Source organism: Burkholderia sp. BCC0398 (assembly GCF_902833245.1).
Lineage (GTDB): Bacteria > Pseudomonadota > Gammaproteobacteria > Burkholderiales > Burkholderiaceae > Burkholderia > Burkholderia sola.
Genome location: NZ_CADFEM010000004.1, coordinates 489,276 through 512,560 on the forward strand (window position 1 = coordinate 489,276; position 23,285 = coordinate 512,560).

The window sequence follows — 23,285 nt, forward strand, 5'->3', positions numbered from 1 at the left end:
CGCCGCGCCTCTCCTATTCGGCCGTTCGGCCATCCTCCCACCCCGCAATCCCCGACAAGCCCTCTGCAACATTCGTCAACAATCCCCGCACAAACGCGAACAAGAACGCTTCTCATTCAACAAGAAATTACATAGAATGCCGCCTGAAAACAAATCGTAATAATTCCCGGCGGCATGCACGTTTCCGCAACGCACCGCCCCGGGGCCACACCGCGAGGTCGAAGCGCACCATGAAGTCCCGTCCCGACGAGCTGAAGCTCGGTAAATTCACCACCCTGTGCAGCGTGCTCGCCGCGAGCCCCGCGTTCGCCGACGGCACGCCGCCCGCGGCGCCCGTCAGCACCGAGGGCCACCTTGCACCGATCGAGATCCAGGGCAAGACCGAGCACAGCTTCAAGGCCGACTTTTCCGCTTCCGCGAAATTCACCGCGCCGCTCGTCGACACGCCGAAATCCGTCACCGTGATCCCGCAGGAACTGATCCAGAGCAGCGGCGCGGCGACGCTGACCGAAGCGCTGCGCACGGTGCCCGGCATCACGTTCGGCGCCGGCGAAGGCGGCAACCCGCTCGGCGACCGTCCGTTCATCCGCGGCTACGACACGCAGGGCAGCATGTTCGTCGACGGCATGCGCGACACGGGCGCCACCACGCGCGAGATCTTCAACACCGAGCGCGTCGAGATCACGAAAGGCTCCGACGGCGCGTACGGCGGCCGCGGCGGTGCCGGCGGCAGCATCAACCTGATCACGAAGGCCCCGCATCTCGGCACGACGGCCGCCGCGAGCGCGGGCCTGGGCACCGACCGCTATCGCCGCTTCACCGCCGACGGCAACTGGCAGTTCGCCGATCACGCCGCGTTCCGCCTGAACCTGATGAGTCACAACAACGACGTCGCCGGCCGCGACGCCGTCAACAACGAGCGCTGGGGCGTCGCGCCGTCGATCGCGTTCGGCCTCGGCACGCCGACGCGCGTGACCGCGAGCTACTACCACCTGTCGACCGACGACATGCCCGACGGCGGGATCCCGTACTTCTACACGACGTCGAACAAGCCCGCGAACGTCGGCACGATCTATCCGGCGCCCGTCGATCGCCACAATTTCTACGGCCTGATCGACCGCGACTTCCGCAAGACCACGTCGGACATCAGCACGATCAAGATCGAGCACGACATCACGCCGAACCTGACGGTGCGCAACACCACGCGCTACACGGAATCGACGCAGGACTACATCTGGACGCAGCCGGACGACAGCCAGGGCAACGTGGTGAACGGCAAGGTCTGGCGCCGCAACAACAACCGCGACAGCTCGATCAACAGCCTCGCGAACCTGACCGAGCTGTTCGGCGAATTCCGCACGGGCCCGTTCAAGCACAGCTTCACGACCGGCATCGAGCTGTCCCGCGAATGGGGCAAGCGCGATTCGTACACGGTGGCAACCGACAAGGGCACGATCTGCCAGAAAGGCATCGGTGCGCCGTCGGGCTACAACTGCACGAGCCTGTGGTCGCCGAACCCGAACGATCCGTGGGCCGGTTCGATCACGCGCAACAACGACTATGCGCATGCGCGCACCACGACGAAGTCGATCTACGGCTTCGACACGATCGAGCTCACGCCGCGCTGGCAGGTGAACGCCGGCGTGCGCGTCGACGACTACTCGACCCGCTTCACCGACACCAAGGCGAACGGCAGCAAGACCTACACGCGCGACGACACGCTGTTCAACTGGCAAGCCGGCCTCGTGTTCAAGCCCGCACGGAACGGCAGCATCTACGCGTCGTATGCGACGTCGTCGACGCCGGCCGGCATGCTGCTCGGCGAAGGCAGCGAAACGCAGTCGCTGACGCCGGGCCGCGGCGGCGTCGGCCCGAACGCCGACCAGATGGCGCCGGAGAAGAACCGCAGCATCGAACTCGGCACGAAATGGAACGTGCTGAACGACCAGCTGTCGCTGACGGCCGCGCTGTTCCAGATCGATACGACGAACGCGCGCGTGACGCTGCCGAACAACCAGTACGCGATGGTCGGCAACAAGCGCGTGCAGGGCCTCGAGCTCGGCCTCGCCGGCCAGATCACGAAGCAATGGCAGGTGTTCGGCGGCTACACGTACATGAAGAGCGCGTTGCGCGACAACGGCAAGGACGCCGCGAACAACGGCAACCGCTTCCCGAACACGCCGAAACACAGCCTCACGATGTGGTCGAACTACGACGTCACGCCGAAGTTCACGGTCGGCGGCGGCGCGTTCTACATGTCGGAAGTGTTCGGCGATCCCGCGAACCTGCGCGCGGTGCCGTCGTACTGGCGCTTCGACGCGATGGCGCAGTACCGGATCAACAAGAAGCTCGACCTGCAACTGAACGTGAACAACCTGTTCAACCGCACGTACTTCGATCAGGCGTATCCGGCGCACTATGCGTCGATCGCGCCGGGCCGCTCGGCGTTCGTCACGCTGAACGCGCGCTACTGATCGATGGAGGCCGTATCGCTGAAGGCGCTCGCGTCGGTATCGCCGCGCGAGTTCGCCGACATCCTGGCCGGGCCGCCCGAGCGCGCCGCCGCGTGGGTCGCGGCGGCGGCCGACCACGGTATCGTCGACGCGCAGGCCGTGTACGGACAATACCTGCTCGACGGGCACGGCGTCGCGCGCGATCCGGCGGCCGCGTTCAACTGGTTCCGGCACGCGGCGCGGGCCGGCCACCCGATGGCGATGAACATGCTCGGGCGCTGCTACGAGTTCGGCTGGGGCACGGCCGCGTGCGCGCCGGTCGCCGTGTACTGGTATCGGCTCGCCGCGCAGGCAGGCCTCGACTGGGGCATGTACAACTACGCTACCGCACTTGCCCTCGGCAACGGCGTCGACGAGAACCGCGCCGACGCGCTCGACTGGTTCCGCCGCGCGGCCGCGCTCGGTCACGCGAAATCGATCAACCTGATCGGCGGCTTCTACGAGGACGGCTGGGTCGTAGCGGTCGACGCCGCCGCCGCGTTCGACCACTATCGCCGCGCCGCCGTTGCCGGCGACTTCCGCGGCCAGTTCAACTATGCGCGGCTGCTCGCCGAGCGCGGGCGCGTCGACGAAGCGCTCGTCTGGCTCGCGCGCGTGCCGGCTACCGCGACACCCGCGTTCATCGCGAAGATGCGCGCGTATCTCGCGTCGTCGCCGCTCGACGCGTTTCGTTCGGCGGCCATGCAGCTGGCGCCGCACGCCATGGAATCCGCATCATGATGCTTCATATCCCCGGCGTACTGACCCGAGCGCAAGTCGCGCAATGCCGCGACCTGCTCGATGCCGCCGAATGGGTCGATGGCAACGCAACCTCCGGCGCGCAGTCGGCGCTCGCGAAACGCAATCGGCAATTGCCGGAAGGTTCACCGGTCGCGCGCACCATCGGCGATGCGATCCAGGACGCACTCGCCCGCCATCCGCTGTTCTTTTCGGCGGCGCTGCCGCTCAAGGTGTTTCCGCCGCTGTTCAATCGCTATGAAGGCGGCGAGACGTTCGGCACGCACGTCGACAACGCGATCCGGCTGCTGCGCGGCACGGATTTTCGTGTGCGCAGCGATCTGTCGGCGACGCTGTTCCTCGAGGAACCCCACGCATACGACGGCGGAGAACTATGCGTCGAGGATACCTACGGCGTGCATCGCGCGAAGCTGCCGGCAGGCGATCTCGTGCTGTATCCGGCGTCGAGCCTGCATCACGTGACGCCGGTGACGCGCGGTGAACGTGTGGCATCGTTCTTCTGGATTCAGAGCATGGTGCGCGACGACGGCGACCGCACGCTGCTGTTCCAGCTCGATACGCAGATTCAGGCGCTTTCCGCGGAAAAAGGGGCGAAGGACCCGGTGGTTATTTCGCTGACGGGGATTTATCACAACCTGTTGAGGAAGTGGGCGGATGCGTAGGCGATGAAATCGACGATCTGGTCGGCACCTGCCCTCACCCCGTTCGGCCTCGACCTGGCTAGAAATCCCCGGGTTTCGCAATCGGCCGAAGCACGGCCGCGTCGTCCGGCAGGAGGTAGCGTTCCTTGATCGACTTTTCTTTCGCCGCCTCGAATGCCTGCTCGTAGTTCTGGTAACTACCGTACAACTTTCTCATCCTGCTTTTCGAGTACGGAATCTTCGTGTCGTAGATCAGACCGCAACCCGTTTCCTGGTCGGTCATGTAGGTTGCGGACGGCACCTGAATCCAGGGCGGACGGACGCCTCCCTCCATGTTTCCAGTCGCCGGATCGCGCACCACGGCCTTTCCGTTGCGGACGACCCTTGGCGCCTTCGGCATGATCTCGCCGTTGCGCACCCATCTATCCATTCCGTCAAGGATTGCCGACACGACGTCCTCCACCGGCTCGTCATAGAGCGTTCGGCAACGCGGGTCATTACCCTTGCCGATATCGGCGGCCACCCGCTCCTTCTCGCCCGTGCCAAGATCGGCCTTCCGCAAGTGCGGCATGCCTGTCACTTCGTAATAACGAAGTTTGGGGCTGTCGGTGTCCGGCGGCAGCGGAATACCGGCGAGCACGTCGTGCATCAATTCGGATTCGCTGAAGACCGTCACGAACGGCGCGTCGTCCGGCATCTTGCGCGGAACGCGAATGGACTCGCCTCCCACCTCGCCATAGGCCATGCGCCCACCCATGTATGCGTCGATCAAAGGACGACCGTCCGGCATCCGCCATTGCTGGTGACGCCCCTGGTCGAGATAGTCCATCCATACTTGCGCCGTCACGGCCCAACTATCGACATAGACGCGCCGAACCTTCAGCGGCTCGAGCGGATTTTGCGGCGTATCGGACTTCAGCACCAGCGCCAACTGCGCGCCGATGCCTTGCGACTGCGGAATGAAGGGATCCGGCACGTTGCCCAGCATGAAATGCTCCGGATCGTAATACACGCCCAGCGGCGCATAACGCGCATAGTCGAATCGACGCATGAAGTCGAAATTGACGATGTTTCCATACAACGCGATCTGGTCTGCCTGCTCCTTCGGCGTGTCCGATATGAACTTCGGATCGACCGCCGGCTTGTTGCTGTTGAGCGTGTATCCCACGTAGGCGTACCCGCGACTCAGCAGATATTTCCGGGTAAGGATCCAGCCGGCGCCGCGCTCTCCGAACCAGCTGAACGGCTCGATGATCACGGTCCCGTTGAAGCGGGCCGGATCCGTCGGCGCGCGGACGAGCATCCGTGTCAGGTACGGCGCCTGGAACATCGTCTTTCCCGTCGCGGTAATCACCGGGGCAACCCCAGATAGGTAGTATTCCTTTTCGGTGTACCCGTATTTGGCCAAATCGATATATTCGGTTCCAGGGCGGGAAGCCGACGACAGAGGCAGCTTACCGGAGGGCGGGACTTCGACGACGGTGGGCATCGGCGGGACCTCCGCGCGAACCGGTGCGGCCGCGCCCGACCCGATCATGATCCCCATCAGGACGACGTACCGGGCTTTTTCTATCAGACGGTGCATGTGAATGTTTCCGCTGTTGAGGAGTCTTGTCACTGCGCGAAGCCCGTGATGCACGACGTCGCTTCACGAATGTCTTTCGGGCGTTTCTTCGGTCGGCGTGGAGCTACCGCGACTTCAGTCCGATCCGGTTGCCATCTCGTCGCAATGTCGATCGAGGAAGCGCACGCTGGCTACGCGACGCAAGAATTAAACAGCGTCTCCAAGCAGCCGTATATCCAGAAATGGCAACTCCATACCGAACCGGGGGAATACCCTCGCGAAAGGAAACCGCCGACGGCAACGGCTCGACCGCGTTGTCACGTGCCGCATCGCCCCATGCACCCGTCCGCGTACTTTGTGCTGATTTGGGCTACCACCTCACGGCATCGCAACTGAACACTCGAACCGCAATTCGCAGTGCTCGCCACGACGTCGATGACGCGCGCTCTCCCGTCGACGGTGCACTGTGCGCACGGCACCGCGAGTGCAGAAAAATTCCAACCGATCGCACATTTCAGGGCAATTCCATGTATTCCGTTATCCGAATGGTCTTTCCAGCGTTGCTCGTCATCGGCACATTTTCATCGCCTGCAAGCGCATACGAGTTCTACAACGATGGGGTCACGAACCTTAACGCGAACTTGACCGCAGGCTACGGGTTTTTCAGCGTCCAGCGCAGTTATATCGACCGCCCGGGCGCTACCCGATGGCAGGAAGGCTATCTGAAGTATGGCTTGAGCGGCAGCACGGTGCTCCCCGGCGCAGGGTCGATCTACGGTGCCGTGAGTCTTCTCGGCTCGGGCACGTGGGGCAACGGCGATCCCGGCGGCTTTACGACCGGTCGCGAGCGCCGCAACGCGCTCGAGGACGCCTACCTCGGCTGGAAATCCGGCGACCTGATTCCGGCATTGGGAAAGGACGGCATCGACATTTCCGCCGGCAGCCAGTACGTCAACGTGGGTTCCGGTTTCCTGATCAAAGGGGACAAAGTCAGTGCCGGCAGGGCTTTGGACGACGGCCGCTACGATCGCGGCGGCGCTTACTATCTGGCATCGCGCGTGGCTTTCTCGCGAACCGCGGTGCTGCGACTAGGCGGCGACACCGGATGGCACGGAAGCGCAATCTGGCTCAAATCGAACAATCATCTGCAAGCCGATACCGAGTTGGCCGTAGGCACCCTGGACTATACGGCCCAGCCGGGAACGCTCGGGCTCACCTTTGTCCATGGCATCAGCATCGACAAGCGATATGTCAGCACACCGAGCCGCCTCGATCGCCCCGGGATGAACACGTACAGCATTCGAGGCGACGGCGACGCGGGGGTCCCCAATACGCACTTCGCGTTCGAATATGCGTACCAAACGAAGCGATCCGGCAACGACAACGGGTGGTATGCCGAAGCCGGATATACGTTCCAGAATGTCGCGTGGCAGCCGTCGTTGAGCTATCGCTACACACGTTACTCGAAGGATTTCGACTCGCTGTTCCAGGGTGGATTTGGCGATCGCTACCAGGGCGAAATCGCATCCAACTATTCGTTTTCATATAGCTTCAATACGCGCATCGAGGACGTCGGGCTCACGGTCCACCCGTCCCAAAAATTGACCGTGACCCTGATGTATTTCAACTTCCGGACGTTGTCCAATCGCTCGACCCTCGATCTCGATGCGTCCGAGCTGACGCTCTATCTGGATTGGGCGATCACCAGGAATCTCCAGTTTTCCCCGAACTTCGGTGTCTACAAGCCGCGCAGATACGCCGCAAACGGCGGAAACCAGACCGGCAGCGCGGCCGCGAACTTCTATGTCAACCTGATGATCGTCGCGAACTTCTAGCGCGATCCTCGATCACCCTGCCGTACATCGCATCAGCGACATCGGACTCCGTAGCAGTCGCATCCGCGTACGGCACGTCGACACGTCGACACGTCGACACGTCGACACGTCGAACTCGACGGAACCACCGCCCCGGCGGAGGCGCCCGCGCGTCCAGGCTCGGCATCCGCGGGTTTCCCCCGCTGGGATAACGCACGATTTGTTTGCAGAATTTCTTCTGCCCAAAAACGATCAATCGCCCTGCGCACGCCCGCCGCCGCCCCGCCGAGGTTTCCTGTCATGAAGAGCATCGACCGATTTGATGACGTGAATGCCCACGCAGCGTCGATCAAGCACTGGAATCAAACCTACAGCCAGATATCGGCGGGGTCACTCGAAAGTTCCCTGATGCAACTTGCGAGCGTGCGCTGCCACCTGTTTCGGGAACGGATAAACCAGCGCGTCGTTCAACACGGCGAAGCTCCATCGGGAAAGATCTGCTTCGCCATACCGATTTCCGCGCCCGGCCCGGTCATCATGCAGGGCCGCAAAGCGGACTGCAACAGCGTTCTCTTTCTGCGTGGCGGCGAAGAATTCATGTTTCATATGCCAACGGGCATGGACATGCTCTCGATCAACTTCGATCGCGACATGTTCGAATCGGCACTATCGACCCTCACGAACGCCCACGAGATCAAGACTCTCCTCAAGCAACCCGTCATCAGGTTGCCAAAACAGCGCCTGAACGCGTGCCGCCATCGCCTGCTTGCGATATTTTCCCAGGCGTTCGTCGACGACGAAGGCAGCACCATCCAGCATGGTGAAGGCGTGTTCGAACAATTCGTTCTTCACGAAATGATTCGACTGATCAGCAGTCCGGATTGCAATCTACGTCAACGAAACGGCAGCTCCACCCAAAGTTTCATCGTCGAGAAATGCCATCACCTGGCCATGTCGGAAAGAATCAAGGTTCCCAGCGTGATGGAGTTGTGCCAGCAACTGCAGATCAGTCGGCGCACGGTGCAAAACAGCTTTCGATCCGTGACCGGAACGACCCCGTTAAATTATCTTCGGTCCGTGCGGCTCAATGGCGTGCGTCGAAGCCTGATGTCGACGCATCCGTCCAAACTCCTGATCGGCGATGCCGCCGCCCGATGGGGATTCTTCCACCTGAGCCATTTCGCCGAAGACTATCTGGCACTCTTCGGCGAGCTGCCTTCGCATACCAGGAGACCGGTTCGGAACGACGGATAGAAGATGGAAACGAGCCGGCATGGTTCATTCGCCGAGCCCGGCGGCGACGCCGGGCGCCGTGCATTCATTCCGACGGCTGCGGCCCCCCCCTGCTCTTCATTTTCCGCGACCGAAGCCACTGCCGGAGCACGCGCAGACGCACGTGATGGCCGATGTACGAGCGGCGATCCGCGCGCGAGGCGCCCCGCGTACACCGAAGACGACAAGTCAATTCATCTGCCCGGCATCGCTCACGGAGCGCAGATCCGCTGTCGGGTCGGCCAGCGTCGCAGCAGCAATGCGCGATCGCTGCGCGATCAGCTTGCGCGCCAGAACGTGGTCCGACGGCCGGTTGACGGAATGCGCGGCCGCCACCACATCATCCCGAAGGTAGAACACCGTAAAGCGATCGCTGGCGGGTGTTCCGCGCAACACCACCTGGTCTCCGGATGCGGGCAGCCCGGCCATCTGGAATCTCAGGTCGTGCTGCTCGCTCCAGAACAACGGTACCGCCGAAAGCGGTCGAGGCCGGCCGACCAGCACCGAGGCCGCGGCGTGCGCCCCGTCGCTGGCGGCCTGGATGGATTCGAAGCGCATTCTTGCCGGACTACCCGGAAAAGACGGCTGCACCATGTTGGCCACGTCGCCGACGGCCAGTACGTTTCGCACCGAGGTCCGGCCCAGCGCATCGACGAGGATGCCGTCGTCGCAGGCGACGCCGGCGGCATCGGCAAGCTCCGTGTTCGGCAACACGCCGATACCGACCACGACCAGGTCGCAGTCCACCGTGCGGCCATCGTCGAGCTGGACGGCCTCGACTCTACCCTGACGGCCGAGCAGCGCTCGCACACTGCGGCCCAATTCCAGCGAAACGCCGCGCTGACGGTGCGCCTGCGCCACATAGTCCGACATGAACGCCGGGAACGCGCGTGCGAGGAGGCGCGTCTGGCTTTCGACCACGGTAACCCGGGTTCCGGCCGAGACCAGCGCGGCCGCGACCTCCAGGCCGATAAACCCGCCGCCGACGATGCACGCGCTCGAGCAACGGCCAAGCCTGCGCTGCACCGCCAGCGCATCGTCCAGCGTGCGCAGTTGATGCACGCCCTGAAGCTCGGCGCCGGGAACCGGAAGCGGGCGGCAGCGCGCTCCCGTGGCGAGTGCAAGCCAGCCGTATTCAAGACTGTCGCCGTCCGCCAGCCGCACGCGGCGCGCGGCCAGATCCAGCGCCGTCGCGCGCTGACCCACACGCAAGTCGATGCCTTGTTCGGTGTAGAAATCCGGACCGCGCAGCGCGAGCTGGCCCATGCCTGTCTTGCCGGTGAGCAGGCCCTTCGAAAGAGGCGGCCGCTGGTAGGGTGCGTGCGGCTCGTCTCCGATCAGGACGATAGGCCCATCGAATCCGTGTTCGCGCGCAGCCGCGGCGAGATGGGTTCCGGCATACGAGGCGCCGACGATAACGAGCGGTTCTTTTTTTGAGGACATCGAAGTTGTCTCCCGAGGAAACACCCTGGCGATCCATGGGCTCGAACCGGATCGGCGCGCAACTTGCGCGCCGCAAGCGGCCTTCGCGGACGACGTTCGCCGGGCAAGCCGTCGCATCAACAACCGCACAGCCGGACCGATGTTCGACGAGGTGGATCATTTGCCGGGCAGCGCGGACTGCAAGTGCGTTAAAGAGGATGACAAGCCTGTCGGGCACGAAACACGAAGATCCGTGTTTCGTGCCCGGGTTCGTCGCCGTCGTACTCCGTCGGAATACATACGCGGAGCCGTCAGGAACAGGTTCGGGATCTAGCCTTGCTTCTCCGGCATTCTCAGCACCAGGCCGTGCAGCTCTCGTGTCAACTTGATCTGACAAGCCAGCCTGCTGTTCTCCCGCGTTGCCCCCAATGGCTCGAGAAGAGCAAGCTCGATCGCCGGATCGGCTTTGCCGGTCGCGCCAAGCCAGGGTTCGTCGACATAGACATGGCAAGTCGCACATGAGGCCTGGCCGCCGCAAAAGCCGTCGATACCAGGCACACCGTTTTCCAGTGCGGTCTCCATTGCATTGGCGCCGTCCAGCGCAAGCACGACGTGCTCGTCGCCATTCGATTCGATATAGGTAACTTTTGGCATATTCAAGAAAGATATTTTTTCAACGAGCACGCACGACGCTGTTCGATATCGAGTCGTGCGTGCGACCTGGGTATCCGCCCGCCGGCGAAAACTCACTCGTGGGTCGACGCCACGGTGTCCTGGCGAGCGCCGATTTGACGCAAACCCTGCCAGAATGAAACGAATGGCTCGAGATAGAAACCTCTCAGGGTTTTGTGGGGATTCTTTTCCCCAAACTCCACTTCGTTCAGCCCCCAGCGCCATGTTTCGTTCTTTTTCGGCAAATAGAGCGTCCCGAACATCCAGTCCCACATCGTCAAGATAACTCCGTAATTTTTATCTCGATGCGGCAGCTCGATGCTGTGATGGAGGTTATGCATGACGGGTGCGAGGACGATACGATTCACCCAGTTACCGTACGAAACGTGCACGTGGACGTGAGACATCGTGTCGACGACAAAAAAGGAAACGTACACCTGGATTCCGATTATCGTCACGGTTCCCGGATTGACAGCGGTTCCCGTGGCGTAAAGCAGCAATCCCAGCATCACGCCGGCAAAGAACGAGGGAATCGTGTTAAGAAAAAAGAATTCAACCGGATGTTGACGAAAGAGCGTCCATGGCGTCAGCGTTTCGGCTGTATGGTGCGGCTTGTGCAGCGGCCACAGGACGGCAACCTCGTGGCACCAACGGTGCACCCAGTAGCCGGCAAAATCCAAAGTCAGAAAATATACGATGAATTGCACCGCGACCATTTTCCAGTCCGTGTGCATCAGAGATGCTTTCGCCCCGAAATGCGTCGCCAGAAAACCCGCCAGATTGTCCGCGACCGATATCGCATTGATTGCGACGAAGACGGAAAGTGGAAAACCGATCGCCAGAAGAATAATGCCGTTCCATCGATCCACACGAGCCGATGCATGATCGTACTGATCCTTCGGAAACACGGACTGCACCACCGCTCGCAACGTCACGGGGCCTCTTTCCTTTTTTGCCAGGATTCCGACCCATGCAACCACTACAAAATAAATCGGAAGACCCCATGCCCACTGCCTCAGCATTCCGATGGTCGGGTCATAGAAATCAGCAATCGAGCTCCATATCTCATTTATCATCTTCGTCTCCGGAATTGCATATTGTCACGAGCCAGGACAGGGCCGCGCGTCGCGCACGCCGCTCTTGTCAGGTGCCGTCTATACCGGGCGGCCTGCTCGACGCAGAAGACGACGTGGCCGCCGGGATAGTGCGTCCATGGTGGTCTGCCGGCCCGCTGCAGGCCAGTAACGTACGGTGGATGAACGGTTAACGAACGGTTTTCTGGCGCTTTCGGGTGACCGAGCAGCTTCGATCGGGCGCTAAATCCGGCCCCGTCGCACTGCGGATGCACGCGTATCGCCGGGATATCGATTCCGACATGCATGGCATCCGCGCTCCTGCCCCGCTTGCGCACCACGATCTCGAACCCGGGCCGGCTCCATGGGTCATCGTACGCAGCGCCATTTTCTATTTCGTTTTTTACTGGTTGGCCGGCCCCGTTTTTTTGGGACCAAGCTCGCTTTCTCTTACAGGCCACATCTGGCCCACCTTGAGATGACGCACAATGACCAGCTTGTTGCCGACATTCGACGGCCCGAATGTACGGACTTCGTACAGCGCTTCAAATGCGTTGTCAGCGCCGAGGCTCGTTTTCAGCTTATCCAGTTCGGATTTATTCGACGCAACATGTATCGCCTCCATAAGCGCAGGATCCCTGGTTCCTGCAATAACGACGATATGATTTCCCGATGAGCCGGGAAAGCTGGCTATATATGCATAGTCACGACGCATGATCCCCTCGGTCGAAGGGTTGTCCCAATCGGATTGAAACTGATTCCCACTCGCCCGATCGACAAGCGTGTCGCCATCGTCCGACAGAGAGAAACCCGAAATATCGCAAAGCGGTTCTTTCAGATCCGCCAGACTCCTGAACAAGCCAACGTAGACGAGATCGTGAGTCCGCAACATATTGTTGGTAAAGCGCGACATCGCGATGGATTGCAGAGACGGCAGTTCGCCGGCTCGCGCGGTCGCAATGATGGGAGTAATGGCAGCCATGGCCGGCGCCACACCCTCAGGAAGGGTATAGGTATTCAGGTCGATATATTTTTGATTCGCGCCCGGGGTCCGCGATTTGTACTGACCCAGCTCATCGGCAGAGTGAATTCGGGGGTCGAGTATCAGGCGGGAAACCTCGTTGCTGGAATCCAGCTCGCCGAAAACGTAGTCACCACCGTAAACGACAAGAGTCGGAATATGACTCCCCGCCAGCGCACTCCAGAGATTGGTATCGAGGCGAGCATCTCCGGCGGGCTTGCTCGCGAACCAGTTCCAGCAAATCAGATTGAGCCCGACGAGAAGCATGGCGCCCCCTGCAACCCACACCCTGGCGGCGTGCGGCAGGCGGCGGGGCGGCACGGCACGATCGCCTGCCTCGGTCGCAACCGGCGGAATGACGACGAGCCGATATTCCCCACGCGGAAGGGCCAGGCGTTCGCCATGCTCGTCCGGAGGCAGTTCCTCGAGTTTCTTTCGTAGCCGGTGCGCGTGCACCCTCACGGTCGCATCGGCGGCAAGATCCACGCCGATGGATTTGCCGAAGACCGTTTGCGCAATCTCGATTTCCTTCGGTGCGGCGTCGGCCAGCGAGCGTTCGAGCAGCAATTCGAAAAAACGATTGATCTGCGACGATTTTCCGAGCACGCCACTTTTTTTAACGCGTTCTCCGTGAGCAACGAGCCGGCTTGTGTCTTTGTCCTCTAGCACGCTGGGCCTCCCTGGCTTGTGCGGGAACAGGCCCGTCGGCCGTGCGCCCATACCCGCCAAGGCCGCACGCAAACGGCCATCCCTGCAACCGGCGCCGACGATCGCGCCGCTGATTCGTTACGACCGACCGCATCTCGATCCTGGCGAGCTCCGATAATATGAACTCGCGCCCGGGAGGCCATAGCCCAAAACGGCAACCATGGCGGGCGCTAGGGAACTCCCTAGACTCCAGTCACAACCTGGCCCGGAAAGCACGCCGACGCACACTGTGACGCCGATGCCCCCTCTTTCGGTCGCGCGCCTGCCGCCCCGGGTGCTTGCGCCGCATCGGAATGCGGGTCTAAAATGACCATAGTCCGATGACCATGAACATATCATGATGCCGCACGCTCCCGTATCGAAATCCGAATTCAAGGCTCGCGCACTCGAATACTTCCGGCTCGTCGAGGCGTCGGGCGAAAGCCTGATCGTCACCGATCACGGCAAACCGACGCTCGAGATCCGCCCGTATCGCTCGCGCGAAGCTCAGCCGTTGGACATATTGCGCGGTTCGGTCATGCGCTACGACAATCCTCTCGATCCGATTGCGGAAGATGATTGGGAGGCGTCGCGGTGATCGTGCTGGATACACATGCATTGGTATGGTGGGTAGCGGGCGACCCTGCGCTCGGCAAGAAAGCGCGAAGCGCGATCGATCGTGCACGGAGCGAAGGCGCGCTCGCGGCATCCGCGATCTCCGCGTGGGAAATCGCGATGCTGGTGCGCAACGACCGCCTCGCCCTGACGATGGATGTCGACGCGTGGCTCGCCGCCGTCGCGCAAATCGACGGCATGCGCTTCGTGCCCGTCGATGCCGACATCGCCGCGAAATCCGCCGACCTGCCCGGCACGTTCCACAAGGATCCGGCCGATCGCATGATCGTCGCGACCGCGCGGCGGCTCGGCGCGCCGCTCGTCACCCGCGACGAAAAAATCCGCGCATACGCACACGTCAAGACGCTTTGGTAAACGTCGTTCGCGCTCGCAGGTCAAACCGCGCCGCGCCTTCCACCCGACTCCGGCATATTGGCGATTGGTCCGACCAAAACGACCGCACCCCTAATCGACATCGGCCAGCGGCCCGCAACCGTCCTCGCCACCTGCCCGCTACCGTGATTCCGCTCTCCGATCCCGCCGTCCGGTCGATCGCCCGGCAGGAGTCGCACCAAGGGGGCGTCGATCTCGCTACCTTCCACGACCGCATCGCCGTCGACTTGAGCCGCGCCCGCGTCGACAACGCGAGCCCGCATGTCCTGAAGGTGCGCCGCGGCGTCGCCGAACGGCTGGCCAACGCCCGCCTCGCACACGCTCCCGGCCGGCCTGCGCCTGGACGTGAAGGAAGGCCATCGCCCGCTGGCGCTGCAACGCGACTCTTTCACCGCCCACGTCGCGCATCTGCGTCGCACGCTCCGCCACCGTCCGACGAAGCCCTGTACGAACTCGCGAACCACTAGGTCGCGCCGCCGGAAGTCGCCGCCCATCCGACTGGCGCCGCCATCGACCTCACGCTGATATCGGCAGACGGCATCGAAGCCGATTTGGGCACCATCGTGAACGCCAGCGATCGGGAATCGCCCGGCGCCTGCTACACGCGCACCCCGTTCATCAGCCGCGCGGCCGCGCGAAACCGCCAGATCCTGATCGACGCGCCGATCCGCGCCGGCTTCACGAATTACCCGTCCGAATGGTGGCATTGGTCGTTCGGCGACCGCTATTGGGCCGCCATTCAGAACGAATCGCACGCAATTTACGGTCCTGTCGAGGAAAGCCTGCTCGACGAAGCGTCGCGATGACGGTTTTCCCGATCCGGCTTACGTGACTCGGTAACATCGTCACTTGCCGATCCCCGTGTGCTCCCGCACAATCGCAGCACCTGTCTCATTCCCCCCGCGCCGATGTCCTATGCGTCACTCGCAACCGGCGTCCTGCTCGCCGGCGGCCTTGGTCAACGCTTCGACCCGAGCGGCCTGCACAGCAAGCTGCTCGCTCGGCTTCCCGACGGCACGCCGGTCGCAGTCGCCGCCGCCCGCCGTCTCGCGGCCGCCACCGCCGACGTGATCGCCATCGTGCGGCCCGGCGCCGAAAAGCTCGCGATCCTGCTGAACGAAGCCGGCTGTCAGGTCGTCTATGCCCCCGACGCGTTGCGCGGCATGGGCGCGAGCCTCGCGGCCGGCGTCCGCACCGCGCCCGATGCGAGCGGCTGGCTCGTCGCGCTCGGCGACATGCCGTGGATCGCGGCTTCCACTTACGAAACGGTCACACGCGCGCTCGACGCCGACGGCGCGTCGATCGTCGCACCCGCGCATCGCGGCGTGCGCGGCCATCCGGTCGGTTTCGCCGCGCACCACTTCGAGGCGCTCGCCACTCTCGACGGCGACGCGGGCGCTCGCGCACTGTTCGCCAGCGCGCCGGTGGCCCTGCTCGACGTCGACGATCCCGGCATCCTGCGCGACGTCGATACACCGGCGGATTTGCGCTGACATTGATTGCGCGGGCCCGCACGTTCCCGCACGAACCCTGCCAATAGGCGGATTTCTCCGACGATCGACAAGCCATCGCAAGAATCCGGCTGCAAACGCGCGCCCGATTGGCTATAACGGAGACGAGGCGCGTCCGCCGCGCCACCGCCGTCACGCACTGCGCGAGTTCTCCATGAGCGACCACACGACCCCGACGCCCGAACCACCGGCCGACCCGAACCGCGATCCGGAAGACGATCCGTTCTCGTCGCCGCCCGGCCATCACGACAACCCGCAGCAGCCGGACGGACCGCCGAGCAAGGATCCGGTCTAGCCGCGCGCCGGCCGCGCCGCGCACTCGACCCGCGACTGCCGTGACGCGGTCTAGCGTGCGGTATACCCGCCGTCGATCGGCAACGACACGCCGCTGATCATCGACGCCGCGTCGCTCAGCAAAAACAGGATCGGCTCGACGACTTCGTTCGGCTGCGCGAACCGGCCGAGCGGAATCGCGGCCAGCATCGGCGCGCGCTTTTCCGGTGCGCTCCACGCGAACTGCGCCATCGGCGTGAGCGTGACGGTCGGGTTCACGCTGTTCACACGAATGCCGTACGGCCCGAGTTCGATGCACAGCACGCGCGTGATCGCGTCCATCGCCGCCTTCGACGCGCAATAGCTCAGATGCGCGGGCAGGCCGACGAGCGCCGCCTGACTCGACACGTTGACGATGCTGCCCCGTGCGTTCGCCGCGCCGCGTCCGTCGCGCTCGATCATCTTGCGCGCCACCGCCCGCGCGACGAGCGCCGCGCCGCGCGCATTGACGGCCATCACGCGATCGAAATGCGCGGCGTCGACATCGAGCGCCGGTTCGAGCGACGCGATTCCCGCGCAATTGACGAGGCCGTCGAATGCATCGTACTCATCGAGCGCGGCATCGATCGCGTGTTGGTCGCCGCCGACATCCATGCGCAACGTATCGCACGCAATCTCGCCGGCGAGCGCGTCGAGCGCGGCCATGTCTCGCGCTGCAGCGATGACGCGCGCGCCTGCGTGCGCCAGCGCGATCGCGCACGCGCGGCCGATGCCGCTCGATGCGCCCGTGACGAGCACCGTTGACCCGCTGAAATCGAATCGTGTGTTCATGATGACGTGCCCAGCTTGTGCATGATCGGCTTGAGCGCCGGATACAGCGCCGTGTAGAGCGCAAAACGCGCGTCATACGTTTTCGCGCGCTCGGCATCGGGCCGCGCGCGCTCGACGAGCGTGACCCAGCCGCCCTGCGCGTCATCGCGCGACACCAGCCCCACACCCACACCCGCCAGCAACGCGGCGCCCATCGCGGCTTCGACGTCCTGCTCGATCGTCCACACCGGAAAACCCGTCACGTCCGCGATGATCTGCATCCACAGCGCCGAATGCGCGGCCCCGCCGACGACGATCAGTCGATCGTCCAGCGCCACCGCGCCACGACGGCCGGCCTCGATGTTGTGACGCAACGCGAACGCGACGCCTTCGAGCACCGCACGATAAAGATGCGCACGCGTGTGCGCGAGGCTCAGCCCGACGAACGCGCCGCTCGCCTTCGCATCCCACACCGGGCTGCGCTCGCCCATCAGATACGGCAGGAACAGCACGCCGTCCGCGCCGGCCGGCACGCGCTCGGCCGCCTCCTCGAGCAGCGCGTGCGGATCGCCGTGCGGCAGCAGCCGCGCCGCATCGATTTCCGCGTGACAGAACTGGTCGCGAAACCACGCGACCGACGCGCCGGCCGTGATCGCGCCGCCGAACACGTACAGGTCGCGCTGCCCGTCGAACACGTGCGGCATGCTGACGAGGCCGTGCCGCGCATCGACGTGCCGGTTCACGTAGCCCCAGCACATGCTGGTGCCGATCATCGCGACGTGCTGCCCGGTACGCGTCGCGCCGGCCGCGAAGGTCGCGACCGCCGCATCGACGCCGCCCGCGACGACGGGCGTGCCGGCCGGCAGCCCGAGTGGCGCGGTCCATTGCGACAGCAACCCGCCGACGACGTCCGTCGAATCGACCAGCCGTTCCGGCATCATCGTCGCCGGAATGCCGAGCATGTCGAGCGCATCGTCGGACCACTCGCGGCGCGCGACGTCGTACACGCCGCCGATATTGCCGGCCGAACTGTGATCGACCGCGACTTCGCCGGTCAGCAGGTAGATCACGTACGCGTTCGGCGGCAGGAAATAGCGCACGTTCGCCCAAACGTCCGGCCGCCGGTCGCGCAGCCACAGCATCTTGGTGAAGCCGTAGTAACTGTCGACGCCGTTGCCGGTGATCACGCGCAGCCGCTCGACGTTCACGTGTGCGTTGACCCAGTCGACTTCCGCGGTCGCGCGCCGGTCCATCCAGATCAGGCACGGATGCAGCGGCCGCATGTCGATGTCGACCGGGATGCCCGAGCCGCCGTACAGGCTGCTCACGCACACCGCCCGGATCGCATCGGCCGGCACGCCCTGCACGCGCGCATCGCCCACGCAGCCGGCGATGCAGTCGCGCACCGCGTCGAACCACACCTGCGGCCACTGCTCGGCCCACAGCGGGCGCGGCGTATCGGGCTGGTAGCCGGCCGAGCGCCGCGCGACGATCGTGCCGTGCCGGTCGACCAGCAGCGCCTTGGTGCTCTGCGTGCCGATGTCGACGCCTATCACGTATTCCATGATGTCTCCGGTGAGGCGCACGCCGGCCGTCAGCGGGCCGGCTTCAGCAGCACCTTGATCGATTCGGGCGATTTCGCGACGCGGATCGCGTCGTCCCAGTCCTCGAGCGCGAAACCGTGCGTGACGATGCCCTTCGATGTGACGAGCCCGCGCGCGAGCAGGTCGATCGCGACCGGATAGCAGTAGGGCCCGAGGTGCGCGCCGCGTACGTCGAGTTCCTTGCGGTCCCCGATGATCGACCAGTCGACGGTCGCATCCTCGCCGAACACGCTGAATTCGACGAAGCGGCCGAGCTTGCGGATCAGGTCGAGCCCCTGGTTCACGCCGACCGGCGCGCCGGTCGTCTCGATGTACACGTCGCAGCCGTAGCCGTCGGTCAGCGCGCGGACGATCTCGCGCGCGTCGTCGCGCTGCGGGTTGATCGTCACGTCGGCGCCGTACTGGCGCGCGAGTTCGAGCCGTTCGTCGATCAGGTCGATCACGACGAGCTTCTTCGGCGTCTTCAGGTGCGCGACCTGCGTCATCATCAGCCCGAGTGGGCCCGCGCCGGCGATCACGACGACGTCGTCGAGCTGGACGTCCCCGCGGTTCACCGTATGAATCGCGCACGACAGCGGCTCGATGATCGCCGCGTCCTCGAGCGATACGCCAAGCGGAATCTTGTGGACGATCGCGGTCGGCGGAATGCGCATGTACTCGGCCATCCCGCCGTCGGCGACCTCGCGCTGGAAGCCGAAGATGTTGTGCACCTCGCACATCCAGTACTGGCCCGACTTGCAATAGCGGCACTTGCCGCACGGCACGATCTGCTCGGCGATCACGCGGTCGCCCAACGCGACGCCGAAATGCTCGGCCGCGCCGTCGCCGAGCGCCTCGACATAGCCGAAGAATTCATGGCCGGGAATCACCGGCGCCTTCACCCACGGGCTCGGTCCGCCCCAGAACATCTTGGCGCCGGTGTAGCACTTGCAGTCGCTCGCGCAGATCCCGCACGCGGCGATGCGGATCACGAGCTCGTTCGTACCGGCGCGCGGCATCGCGACCTGTTCGACGCGATAGTCCTCGGGGCCGTGGCAGACGACCGCGGTCATGCGCGGCTGGGCTTCGGGTGTCGTCATGGGTTGTCTCTTTTATGAGTGATTCGGATACCGGATTAATCAATAGTTACCGCGATCGCTCGCGGCTGATGTAGATCGCGAGCAGAATGATTCCGCCCTTGATCACGTTCTGCACGTACGGGTTCACGCCGATCATGTTCAGCCCGTTGTTGAGCACGCCGAGCAGCAGCGCGCCGACCAGCGTGCCGAGGATCGCGCCGCGCCCGCCGGAGATCGACGTGCCGCCCATCACGACGGCCGCGATCGCGTCGAGCTCGAAGCCCACGCCCGCGTTCGGCTGCCCGCTCATCAAGCGCCCGGTCAGCACGATCGCGGCGAGCGCCGACGTGAGCCCGGCCAGCGTGTAGACGATCAGCTTCACGCGTGCGACCCGCACGCCGGTGAGCCGCGTCGCCTGCTCGTTGCCGCCGATCGCGTACACGTAGCGGCCGAACGGCATCCGGTCGAGCAGCAGCCATGCGATCGCATAGACCACCAGCATGATCAGCACCGGCGCCTGGATGCCGAGCACCTTGCCGCTGCCGAAGAACGCGACCCAGTCGGGCAGCCCGTCGATCGGATAGCCGCCCGTATAGATCAGCGCGAGGCCGCGCGCGATGCCCATCGTCGCAAGCGTGACGATGATCGGCGGCATCCCCGCGAACGCGACGAACACGCCGTTCAGGAAGCCGAAGCCGAGCCCGACCGCGATGCCGATCGCGAGCGCGGCGACCGCGTTGACGCCCGCGACCATCAGCCCGGCCGCGAGCGTGCCCGACAGCGCCATCACCGAGCCGACCGACAGGTCGATCCCCCCCGTCAGGATCACGCAGGTCATGCCGACCGCGATGATCGCGTTGATCGACACCTGGCGCAGCACGTTCTCGAGGTTCGCGGCCGACAGGAAGCTCGGGCTCGCGATCATCATCGCGATGCATACGACGATCAGGCCGACGAGCGGATAGAACAGCGTCGAGCGGCGTAGCTGCGCCCACATCGCGCGGGGCGGCGGCGCATCGCCGTTTCCGGCGGTGGCCGCGAGCGTCGTCGAACGCGTGGAAGAAGAATCAGGCAGGTTCATGGGTCGCTCCTCGCGTGCCGGTCGTGGCATAGGTCATGACCGTGTCGGGATCGATCTCGTCGCCGGCGAGCGTCGCTTCGATGCGGCCCTGCCGGAACACGGCGACGCGATCGCACATGCCGACGATTTCCGGCAATTCGGACGAGATCATGATGATGGCGTAGCCGCGCGCGGTGAGTTCGCGCATCAGCCCGTAGATTTCGGCTTTCGCGCCGACGTCGATGCCGCGCGTCGGCTCGTCGAAGATCAGCACCGACGTGTGATGGTTCAGCCAGCGCGCGATCACGACCTTCTGCTGGTTGCCGCCGGACAGCGTCGCGACCTCGGTGTGGATCGACGGCGCCTTCACGCCGACGCGCCGCATCACGTCGTGCGTGGTGCGCGCCTCGCCGCGCCGGTCGATCAGCCAGCGCATCGACCGGTACTTGCCGAGGTTGTTCAGCGAGATGTTGTCGCGAATCGAGAACGACGTGACGAGCCCTTCCGTCTTGCGGCTTTCCGGCAGGATGCCGATGCCCGCACGCAGTGCGTCGGCCGGATCGGCGAGCTTCGCCGCCGCGCCGCGCACGCGCAGTGCCTTGCGATGCGCACGCGTCGCGCCGATCACCGCGAGCGCGGTTTCCGTGCGGCCCGAGCCGACCAGGCCCGCGAAACCCAGGATCTCGCCTTCACGCAACGCAAAGCGGTTCACCGGGCCGTCGCGCTCGATCTGCAGCGCATCGACTTCGAGCACGGCCGGCGCGTCGGCCGGCAAGACCGGCTTCGGCGGAAAGCTGCTCTCGATCCGGCGGCCGACCATCATGCGCACCAGTTGCTCGACGTCGGTGTGCGCGACCTCGGTCGTCGCGACGTACTGGCCGTCGCGCAGCACCGTGATCCGGTCGCACACCGCGAAGATCTCGTCGAGGTGATGCGAGATGAAGATCATCGCGACGCCCTGCCGCTTCAGCTCGCGCATGATCGCGAACAGGTGCTCGGCCTCGGCCGGCGTGAGCGTCGCGGTCGGTTCGTCGAGGATCAGGATGCGCGCGTCGAGCGACAGCGCCTTGCCGATCTCGACGAACTGCTGCTGCGCGACCGACAGCGTGCGGATCGGCGCATCGAGATCGATCGCCACGCCGAGCCGCGCGAAGATGCTCGCCGCCGCGGCGCGCATCCGCTTGCGGTCGCGCGCGCCCCAGCGGTTGCGCAGCTCGCGGCCGAGGAACAGGTTGTCGACGGCATCGAGGTGCGGAATCAGGCTGAACTCCTGGAATACGATGCCGACGCCGGCCGCGACCGCGTCGTGATAGTCCGCGAAATGGCGCGCGGCGCCGTCGATCTCGATCGTGCCGGCATCCGGCGGGTGGATGCCGCACAGGATCTTCATCAGCGTCGACTTGCCCGCGCCGTTCTCGCCGAGCAGCGCATGGATCTCGCCGCGCGCGATCTCCAGATGAATGTCGGACAGCGCCTTCACGCCGGGAAAGCTTTTCGTGATGTGGCTGAGCCTGAGTATCGTGTCCATCGGCTTCTCCGTGCGAAGGGCGTCGGCCGCGCCGCCGCCCTTCGCGTCGCGTCGCGTCGCACGTCGTTCACCAGCTGAAACCCTTCGCGTTGCCGCGATCGACGACCTTCACGTCGACGGGAATCGCCTTCGGCACCGTCGCGCCCCACTTGCGCGCGATCGCGATGCCGAGCGCGATGCGCACCTGGTCGGCCGGGAACTGCGCGGTCGTCTCGATGAACTTCGAGTTCGGCTTCTGGATCGCGGCGATCGCCTCGGGCGCGCCGTCGACGCTCGTCAGCTTGATGTCCTTGCCGGACCCCTCGATCGCGGCGAGCGCGCCCATCGAGCCGCCGTCGTTCACGCTGAAGAGGCCCTTCAGGTTCGGATGCGCGGAGATCATGTTCTCGGTGACCGACAGCGCGGTCGCGCGCTCCTGCTTGCCGTTCTGCGTATCGACGAGCTTCACGTTCGGGAATTTCGCGAGTCCGGCCTTGCAGCCGCGCACGCGTTCGAGAATCGGCACGACCGGAATGCCGTCGAGGATCGCGACCTCGCCGCTGCCGCCGATCGCCTTCGCGAGGTATTCGCACGACATCACGCCCGCGTCGTAATTCTTCGAGCCGACGAACGAATCGACCGGGCCGTTCGCGTTCGCGTCGACGGCCACGACCACCGCGCCGGCCTTCTTCGCCTGCGTGATCGCCGACTGGATGCCGGTCGAATCGGTCGGGTTCACGAGCAGGATGTCGATTTTCTTCTGCAGCATGTCCTCGACGTCGCTCACCTGCTTGCTGACGTCGTGATGCGCGTCGGTGACGACGACCTGCGCGCCGATCGACGCGGCCGCGTCGTTCAGCGCCTTTTGCATCGTCACGAAGTACGGGTTGTTCAGTTCCTGGAACGTCATGCCGATCCGCAGCGGCGCGGCGTGCGCGGCGGCGGGCAACAGCGCCGCGACGGCGAGCGCGGCAACGGCCGCCAGGCGGGCGGCGCGACGGGGGGATGAAGCGGGCGATGCGTGCGTCATGACGGTG

The 23,285-nt window shown here is 64.4% G+C and carries 20 protein-coding genes and 1 pseudogene; 10 read left to right on the plus strand and 11 right to left on the minus strand.

What is annotated here, in order from left to right; genetic code table 11:
• Positions 1-230: 230 nt before the first annotated feature.
• Genes HWX76_RS11445 through HWX76_RS11455 form a run of 3 tightly spaced genes read left to right on the plus strand, consistent with a single transcriptional unit; the run spans position 231 to position 3,913 of the window.
• The gene (locus tag HWX76_RS11445) at positions 231-2,474 is read left to right on the plus strand and encodes a TonB-dependent siderophore receptor (protein WP_124652308.1); all 2,244 of its coding nucleotides are present in this window, start codon (positions 231-233) and stop codon (positions 2,472-2,474) included.
• A gap of 3 nt (positions 2,475-2,477) precedes the next feature.
• Positions 2,478-3,233, plus strand: coding sequence for a tetratricopeptide repeat protein (locus tag HWX76_RS11450; RefSeq protein ID WP_176015818.1), 756 nt, complete (start codon positions 2,478-2,480; stop codon positions 3,231-3,233).
• Positions 3,230-3,913, plus strand: coding sequence for a Fe2+-dependent dioxygenase (locus tag HWX76_RS11455; RefSeq protein ID WP_050017413.1), 684 nt, complete (start codon positions 3,230-3,232; stop codon positions 3,911-3,913). The genes HWX76_RS11450 and HWX76_RS11455 overlap by 4 nt, the downstream gene beginning before the upstream one ends.
• Before the next feature lie 58 nt (positions 3,914-3,971).
• On the opposite strand, the gene HWX76_RS11460 is transcribed toward HWX76_RS11455, so the two are convergent.
• Positions 3,972-5,477: an alpha/beta hydrolase domain-containing protein gene (locus HWX76_RS11460; RefSeq protein ID WP_176015819.1), complete on the minus strand. Its 1,506-nt coding sequence runs from the start codon at positions 5,475-5,477 to the stop codon at positions 3,972-3,974.
• A gap of 26 nt (positions 5,478-5,503) precedes the next feature.
• Between HWX76_RS11460 and HWX76_RS11465 the strand changes: the two genes are divergently transcribed.
• Both HWX76_RS11465 and HWX76_RS11470 read left to right on the plus strand, forming a co-directional pair.
• Positions 5,504-7,291, plus strand: coding sequence for an alginate export family protein (locus HWX76_RS11465; RefSeq protein WP_244137963.1), 1,788 nt, complete (start codon positions 5,504-5,506; stop codon positions 7,289-7,291).
• A 279-nt stretch (positions 7,292-7,570) separates the two neighbouring features.
• Entirely contained in the window at positions 7,571-8,524 is a 954-nt protein-coding gene (locus HWX76_RS11470; protein ID WP_176015820.1) for a helix-turn-helix domain-containing protein, read from the plus strand.
• Positions 8,525-8,731: 207 nt separating this feature from the next.
• Here HWX76_RS11470 and HWX76_RS11475 read toward each other — a convergent pair whose 3' ends face one another.
• The 4 genes from HWX76_RS11475 to HWX76_RS11490 form a co-directional block, all read right to left on the minus strand.
• Positions 8,732-9,985, minus strand: a complete 1,254-nt coding sequence (locus HWX76_RS11475; RefSeq protein ID WP_050017410.1) for an FAD-dependent oxidoreductase — start codon at positions 9,983-9,985, stop codon at positions 8,732-8,734.
• Between the two features lie 309 nt (positions 9,986-10,294).
• Positions 10,295-10,648 (minus strand): 2Fe-2S iron-sulfur cluster-binding protein, encoded by a 354-nt coding sequence (locus tag HWX76_RS11480; RefSeq protein WP_244137964.1) that lies wholly within the window; start codon positions 10,646-10,648, stop codon positions 10,295-10,297.
• 62 nt (positions 10,649-10,710) lie between these two features.
• Positions 10,711-11,712, minus strand: a complete 1,002-nt coding sequence (locus HWX76_RS11485) for a sterol desaturase family protein (RefSeq protein WP_050017408.1) — start codon at positions 11,710-11,712, stop codon at positions 10,711-10,713.
• A gap of 400 nt (positions 11,713-12,112) precedes the next feature.
• Positions 12,113-13,399 (minus strand): hypothetical protein, encoded by a 1,287-nt coding sequence (locus HWX76_RS11490; protein ID WP_150123368.1) that lies wholly within the window; start codon positions 13,397-13,399, stop codon positions 12,113-12,115.
• A gap of 376 nt (positions 13,400-13,775) precedes the next feature.
• On the opposite strand from HWX76_RS11490, the gene HWX76_RS11495 reads away from it, so the two are divergent.
• The 5 genes and pseudogenes from HWX76_RS11495 (at position 13,776) to HWX76_RS11515 (ending at position 16,231) form a co-directional block, all read left to right on the plus strand.
• A complete protein-coding gene (locus HWX76_RS11495) occupies positions 13,776-14,015 on the plus strand; it encodes a type II toxin-antitoxin system Phd/YefM family antitoxin (protein WP_021158157.1) in 240 nt (79 codons plus the stop codon).
• The gene (locus HWX76_RS11500; RefSeq protein ID WP_050015092.1) at positions 14,012-14,407 is read left to right on the plus strand and encodes a type II toxin-antitoxin system VapC family toxin; all 396 of its coding nucleotides are present in this window, start codon (positions 14,012-14,014) and stop codon (positions 14,405-14,407) included. Before HWX76_RS11495 ends, HWX76_RS11500 begins: the two co-directional genes overlap by 4 nt.
• A 518-nt stretch (positions 14,408-14,925) precedes the next feature.
• Positions 14,926-15,231 (plus strand): annotated as a pseudogene (locus tag HWX76_RS36660) (M15 family metallopeptidase); the annotation flags it as partial.
• 102 nt (positions 15,232-15,333) lie between these two features.
• On the plus strand, positions 15,334-15,918 hold the full coding sequence (locus tag HWX76_RS11510) for a nucleotidyltransferase family protein (RefSeq protein WP_176015821.1): 585 nt from the start codon (positions 15,334-15,336) through the stop codon (positions 15,916-15,918).
• Between the two features lie 172 nt (positions 15,919-16,090).
• Positions 16,091-16,231: a hypothetical protein gene (locus HWX76_RS11515; protein ID WP_012339712.1), complete on the plus strand. Its 141-nt coding sequence runs from the start codon at positions 16,091-16,093 to the stop codon at positions 16,229-16,231.
• A gap of 50 nt (positions 16,232-16,281) precedes the next feature.
• On the opposite strand, the gene HWX76_RS11520 is transcribed toward HWX76_RS11515, so the two are convergent.
• The 6 genes from HWX76_RS11520 to HWX76_RS11545 form a co-directional block, all read right to left on the minus strand.
• Positions 16,282-17,040 carry an SDR family oxidoreductase gene (locus tag HWX76_RS11520; RefSeq protein WP_176015822.1) on the minus strand — a complete coding sequence of 253 codons (759 nt, stop codon included), beginning with the start codon at positions 17,038-17,040 and terminating at the stop codon, positions 16,282-16,284.
• Positions 17,037-18,584, minus strand: a complete 1,548-nt coding sequence (locus HWX76_RS11525) for an FGGY-family carbohydrate kinase (RefSeq protein WP_176015823.1) — start codon at positions 18,582-18,584, stop codon at positions 17,037-17,039. Before HWX76_RS11525 ends, HWX76_RS11520 begins: the two co-directional genes overlap by 4 nt.
• Before the next feature lie 29 nt (positions 18,585-18,613).
• Entirely contained in the window at positions 18,614-19,702 is a 1,089-nt protein-coding gene (locus HWX76_RS11530) for an alcohol dehydrogenase catalytic domain-containing protein (protein WP_050015079.1), read from the minus strand.
• Positions 19,703-19,748: 46 nt separating this feature from the next.
• Positions 19,749-20,762: an ABC transporter permease gene (locus HWX76_RS11535; protein WP_034175227.1), complete on the minus strand. Its 1,014-nt coding sequence runs from the start codon at positions 20,760-20,762 to the stop codon at positions 19,749-19,751.
• Positions 20,749-22,269, minus strand: a complete 1,521-nt coding sequence (locus HWX76_RS11540; protein WP_050015091.1) for a sugar ABC transporter ATP-binding protein — start codon at positions 22,267-22,269, stop codon at positions 20,749-20,751. The genes HWX76_RS11535 and HWX76_RS11540 overlap by 14 nt, the downstream gene beginning before the upstream one ends.
• A 67-nt stretch (positions 22,270-22,336) precedes the next feature.
• The gene (locus HWX76_RS11545) at positions 22,337-23,278 is read right to left on the minus strand and encodes a substrate-binding domain-containing protein (RefSeq protein WP_006485848.1); all 942 of its coding nucleotides are present in this window, start codon (positions 23,276-23,278) and stop codon (positions 22,337-22,339) included.
• Positions 23,279-23,285 lie beyond the last annotated feature (7 nt).